This window comes from Paraconexibacter sp., assembly GCF_041602235.1.
In the GTDB taxonomy this organism is placed as follows: domain Bacteria; phylum Actinomycetota; class Thermoleophilia; order Solirubrobacterales; family Solirubrobacteraceae; genus Paraconexibacter.
In genome coordinates this window covers 1-5,361 of record NZ_JBFIGP010000253.1, presented here as the reverse complement: position 1 = coordinate 5,361, position 5,361 = coordinate 1, and the positions used below count along the sequence as shown (strand labels likewise).

Below are 5,361 nucleotides of genomic sequence, written 5' to 3'. Positions count from 1 at the left end.
GGCGACCAGCCGGCTGCACGCACCACCCGAGGATCCGGTCCGTCAGCGCGCAGCGCCCTGGACGCCGCCGCCGTGACGGCTCTCGAACGCGGCCTTGTCGCGCAGGATCTGCGCGTCGATCCAGGCCCGCAGGGACGGGTCGGCGGTGCCCACGGTCTCCGACAGGCCGTGCCGGATGCGGGACTCGCGGACCAGCACCGGGGGCACGCGCTCCTGGCGCAGTCGCACGAGCAGGTCGGTGTCCTGGAACCAGACCTTCAGGTCGGGATCGAAGAACTCGCCCGGCTCGACGCCGAACCGCTCGAGCGCGCTGCGGCGCAGCCCGAAGCACCACGCCGCGAAGTCCTCGCGCATCGCGCCGTCGACCGTGAAGGGGAAGACGACCTCCGCGGGCTGTGCCCGGTCGTCGAGACGGGCGCGCAGCGGCGGCCACCACCCGGGGAGCACCTCGACATCGTCGTTGCAGACGACCAGGTAGGACCCGCGCCCCGCCCGTAGACCGGCGTTCACGGGCGCGGTGAACCCCTGCGGGGGCGACCCGTTGTCCACGATCACGATCTCGTGCGGCGCGTCGGTGTGCGCCTGGATCGCGCGCACGCAGGCCCGCAGGCGGTCGCTGGTGGCGTCGAGCGTCGGGATGACCACGGTCAGCTCCGGGCCCGCGCCGTACTTCCACGCCCCACGGGCCGCGGCCGACCGCTCCGAGACACGGCGCACCACGGCGCCCGGCACGGACCGGACACCGCCCTCCGGGGCCAGCGCCGTGCAGATGGCGGGGATCACGAGGTCGTCCGGGACCTCCAGGGCACCCGCCCCGACGGCGCCGGCGAGCGCGTCGCGGCGGCACGCTAGCGCCGGGGCGCAGACCGCCGGGGTGGCGATGTCGTCGCTGGTGACCGCGGTCGCGACCGCCAGGTCGCCGTCCGTCAGCAGGGCCTGGTGCAGGGCGGCCAGCCACCCCGGCGTGACGTGGCCGCCGTCGCGGACGATCGCGACGAGAGGCGCACCCGCACGGGCGACCGCGGCGGCGACCGCGGCGCCGAACCCACCGCGCCGGTCGACGCGGACGACGTCGACGTCCCCGGCCACGCGCGTGAGCAGCTCGTCGAGCGTGCCTCCCGCGTCGACCGCGAGGAGCACCTCGTGCTCGGGCGCCTCCGGAAGACCCGCGAGCGCCTCGAGCGCGGCGAGCGCCGCGGTCGGCGAGGCCGGCAGCGGGACGATGACCGTGATGAGCGGGGCGGGACGGCTCACGCGGTCCTGGCCTTCTCCGCCATGCGGTCGGACCGGCGCCGCTCGATCTCGGCCTCGGCCCGCTCGGCGGCAGCGACGAACATCCTGCGGGTGTGCTCGATCTCCGCGCGCGCGAGCTGGCGCCACACGATCACCGCCGTGCCCCAGGCGACGAAGTAGCCGGCGACACCCACCAGGATGCCGCGCAGGAGCGCGTCGCCCGTCTGCATGCCCACGCGGTGGGCGAGCAGCACGCCGGCGGCGAACCCGGCGAGGCCACCCCAGCTCTTGACGGTGCGGATCGACCGGACGGCCCGGGGGTGATCGGTGAGGCGGATCCCGTCGCTCCCCTCGGCGCGGTCCTCGTCGGCTGCGGGCTTCTTCCTGGCCATGATCAGGCGGCGATGAGGGTAGTCGCGAGGTCGTGCGCGTCGGCGGGGATCAGGCCGCTACGGGGTGCGTGACCGCGCCCGACGAACGAGATCGGCAGGCCGGTGTCGATGGCCACGTCGACCGGCGTGCCGAGCGCGTCCGTCTCGTCGGAGTGCGTGATCGCGATGGCGCAGGTCCCCAACCGGCGTCCCGCTGCCACGAGATCCCGCGCCGGGCGGGGCCCGATCGTCGCGGGCATCGTCAGGTGCACCTCGTCGGCGCGCAACTGGGCGAGCTCGGCGGCCAGCACCCGCAGCTCGGCGTCCGCCCGCGGGCTGACCGCGGGCGTGTCCAGGATCACGAGGGCGGTCTGCCGCAGCCGCTCGATGCGGCGGGACGCCGCGTCGGCATCCGGCTCGGCGTGCACCTCGACGCCGCTGCCGGTGAGCATGTCGCGCAGCTCGGAGCCACCGTCCTTGGCGCGCACGGTGACGCATGCGACCGGGGTCGACGTGCGGGCGGCGTACGCCGCGGCGAGCCGTGCGGCGCAGTGCGTCTTGCCCGACCCGCCCGGCCCGACGAAGCCGATGACGTGACCGGCGGCACCGCGGGTCGCGTGCACCGGGATCCGGCTCGCCAGCGCGCGGTGCACCAAGGGCTTCAGGCTGGGCTCCTCGGCGAAGGGCAGCAGGTGGGTGACCGTCTCCTCGACGATGTCGGCCGCGAGGGTCGCGCCGATGCCCGCCTCCACGAGCGCCTCCCACGCGGAGTCACGATCGGTGACCGGCGTGGGAGCCGGCGACGTGAGCGCGCGGGCCGGCGGCTCGGTCCGGGTGACCGCTCCGGGCGCCGGATCGGGTGGGGTGGGCCGGGCCGGAGCGGCGGCAGCCGGAGGCTCCGGGGTGGGATCCGGGTCCGGCTCGGGCTCGGAGGCCGTCGGTGGCTCGGCGGAAGTCGGTGCCTCGGGGGCGGTCGGTGGCTCGGCGGCCGTGGGTGGCGCCGCGGCGGTCGATGGCTCGGCAGGGGTCGTCGCCGCGGGCGGGTCGACGTCCGCGGGCGCCTCGACGTCCTCCACGATCGGCGCCTCCGAGAAGGCGCGCGCGACGTTCGCGATGTCGAGGGGCTCCGGTGCGGGCGCCTCGTCGACCTGCGGCGCGATCACCGGCCGCACGGCCGGGGCGGGCGGCGCGATCTGACCGGCGGCCCCGAGCAGCGCCTTGAGGTGCTCCTCGAAGGTGGGTTCGGCGGTCCCGTCCTCCGGGGTGTCGAGGCCGCTGGGCCCCGGCGCGCCGCCGTACCCGTAGAGGGCCGGTGCCGCCGCCGGCCCGCTGATCGGCTCGGGCGCGGCGGGCTCGTCGGCGACGATGTCGAGCGTCGCTCCGCCCGGGCGCGCGTCCACCTCGATCACCCGCTTGGCGAAGAAGCCGCCGACGCCACCCTCGACGTCCTCGCGCTGGGCGACGATCACCGCGTCCGGCCCGAGCTCCGCCTTGATCCGTTCGAGCAGTTCGTCGAGGCCTCGGCCTCGATAGGTCCTGGTCGTGCTCATGCGCTCACCACTCCGATCGTCTCGACGCTGATCCCGGGCGCGATCTCGTTGTACGCGCACACGGACAGTTGGGGAAGGGCCTGCTCGCACAGCCGCCGCAGGTGCCGGCGCACGCGCGACGAGCAGAGCAGGACGGGCCGGCGGCCGCGGGCCACCGCGGCGTCGACCTGGTCACCGAGCGAGCGCACGAGGTCCGCGGCGCGCTCGGGGTTCATCGCGAGGTACTCGCCGTCGGAGGTCTGGGCGATCGCCTCGCTGACCTCCATCTCGACCGCCGGGTCCAGGGCGATCGCGCGCAGGCGCTGCTCCTCGTCCAGGTACGGAGCGACGATCGTCCGGCCCAGGGCCTGTCGCGCGTACTCGGCGAGCAGGTCCGGGTCGCGCGTCATCCGCGCGCGGTCCCCCGCGGCCTCGACGATCGCGCCGAGGTCCCGGATCGAGACGCCCTCGCGCAGGAGCGCCTGCAGGACGCGCTGGAGCTCCCCGACGCTCAGGAGATCGGGCACGACCTCCTCCACCACCGCGGCGTTCGACTCGCTCAGGCGGTCGAGGAGCGCGCGGGTGTCCTGGCGGGTCAGCAGCTCGGCGACGTGCCTGCGGATCGTCTCCGTGAGGTGCGTGACGATGACGGACTCGGACTCGACCACCGTGTACCCGAGTGCCTCGGCCTCGGCGCGGGCGGCGTCCGGGATCCACACCGCGGGCAGGCCGAACGCGGGCTCGGTGGTCGGGATGCCGTCGAGCGTCCCGACGGCGTCCCCGGGATCGAGTGCGAGCTGGTGGCCCGGCGTGATCCGGCCGCGGCCGACCACCGAGCCGCGGACCTTCATCACGTACTCGTGGGACCCCAGGCCGACCTCGTCGTGGATCCGGACCGACGGGATGATCGTTCCGACCTCGGAGGCGATCTGGCGGCGCACCGCCCCCACGCGTTGCAGCAGGGCGCCGCGTGGAGCGCCGGCGGCCGCGGCCTCGCTGCCTCCAGCGCTCTCGGAGACCAGCGGCACGAGCCCGAACCCGATGCACAGCTCCAGCGGGTCCAGTCCGAGCGCCTCGATCGCCTGATCGCGCGGGCTGACGGGCGCCGGAGGCTCGAGCGCGAGCGCGGTGGCCTGCGCCTCGTCGTCGGCGGCCTTCGTCTTGTCGGCCTTCATCAACGTGCGTCCGGCGAAGAAGAAGATCGCTCCGACCACGAGGAACGGCACCTTCGGCAGGCCCGGGACCAGCGCGAAGGCGCAGACGACCACGCCCGCCACCATCGGGGCCTTGGACTGCGAGGAGAGCTGGCCCGCGATGTCGGACCCGAGGTCCTGGTCGGACGTCGCGCGGGTGACGATGATGCCGGTGGCGACGGAGATCAGCAGCGCCGGGATCTGCGCGGCGAGGCCGTCTCCGACCGTGAGCAGCGAGAAGTGCTGCGCCGCCTCCCCGAACGGCATGCCCTGCTGCATGACCCCGACGACGATGCCGCCCACGAGGTTGATGAGCGTGATGAGCACCGCGGCGATCGCATCCCCCTTCACGAACTTCGACGCACCGTCCATCGCGCCGTAGAAGTCCGCTTCGCGGGAGATGTCGGAGCGGCGGATCCGCGCCTCCTCCTCGGTGATCTGCCCGGCGTTCAGGTCGGCGTCGATCGCCATCTGCTTGCCGGGCATCGCGTCGAGGGTGAACCGCGCCCCGACCTCGGCGACCCGGCCCGCGCCGTTGGTGACGACCACGAACTGGATGACGATCAGCACCAGGAAGATCACGAGGCCGACGACCACGTTGCCGCCGACGACGAAGCTGCCGAAGGCCTCGACGACGTGACCGGCATCCCCCTCGAGCAGGATCAGCCGGGTGACGCTGACGTTGATCGCCAACCGGAACAGCGTGGTCAGGAGCAGCAGCGACGGGAACGCACTGAAGTCCAGGGCCCGCGGGATGTACAGCGTGGCGACGACGATCGCCAGGGCGAGCGAGATGTTGAGCGTGATCGCGAGGTCCAGCAGCGCCGGCGGCAGCGGCACCACGAGCATCACGACGATCAGCACCACCACGCCGGCGGCGGCGAGATCCGAGTATTTCCCGATACGGGCGAGGGTGCTGGCCAAGGGGTCGTCGCGGGCGGTGGAGGGAATCCGCCCGGTCTCCTACGCGGTGGTCGGCAGGAGCGGTCGGCGCTTGAGCCGGGCCCGGGTCGCGGCGACCGGTTCGCGGGGGGC

The 5,361-nt window shown here is 74.4% G+C and carries 4 protein-coding genes; all 4 read right to left on the bottom strand.

Annotated elements, in window-relative coordinates:
- Window positions 1–42: 42 nt before the first annotated feature.
- From ABYE80_RS16420 to flhA, 4 genes are read right to left on the bottom strand one after another with little or no spacing between them, the layout of a single operon-like run.
- A complete protein-coding gene (locus ABYE80_RS16420) occupies window positions 43–1,254 on the bottom strand; it encodes a glycosyltransferase family 2 protein (protein ID WP_372791384.1) in 1,212 nt (403 codons plus the stop codon).
- Complete coding sequence (locus ABYE80_RS16415) at window positions 1,251–1,625, bottom strand: hypothetical protein (protein WP_372791383.1); 375 nt, start codon at window positions 1,623–1,625, stop codon at window positions 1,251–1,253. Before ABYE80_RS16415 ends, ABYE80_RS16420 begins: the two co-directional genes overlap by 4 nt.
- A gap of 2 nt (window positions 1,626–1,627) precedes the next feature.
- Window positions 1,628–3,154 carry a hypothetical protein gene (locus tag ABYE80_RS16410; protein ID WP_372791382.1) on the bottom strand — a complete coding sequence of 509 codons (1,527 nt, stop codon included), beginning with the start codon at window positions 3,152–3,154 and terminating at the stop codon, window positions 1,628–1,630.
- Window positions 3,151–5,250 carry a flagellar biosynthesis protein FlhA gene (gene flhA / locus ABYE80_RS16405; protein ID WP_372791381.1) on the bottom strand — a complete coding sequence of 700 codons (2,100 nt, stop codon included), beginning with the start codon at window positions 5,248–5,250 and terminating at the stop codon, window positions 3,151–3,153. The genes ABYE80_RS16410 and flhA overlap by 4 nt, the downstream gene beginning before the upstream one ends.
- Window positions 5,251–5,361: the final 111 nt, after the last annotated feature.

What these genes read in the sequence shown, in the direction of transcription:
- ABYE80_RS16415 (WP_372791383.1), bottom strand. Translation starts at nt 1,625, where the DNA reads ATGGCCAGGAAGAAGCCCGCAGCCGACGAGGACCGCGCCGAGGGGAGC.
- ABYE80_RS16410 (WP_372791382.1), bottom strand. Translation starts at nt 3,154, where the DNA reads ATGAGCACGACCAGGACCTATCGAGGCCGAGGCCTCGACGAACTGCTC.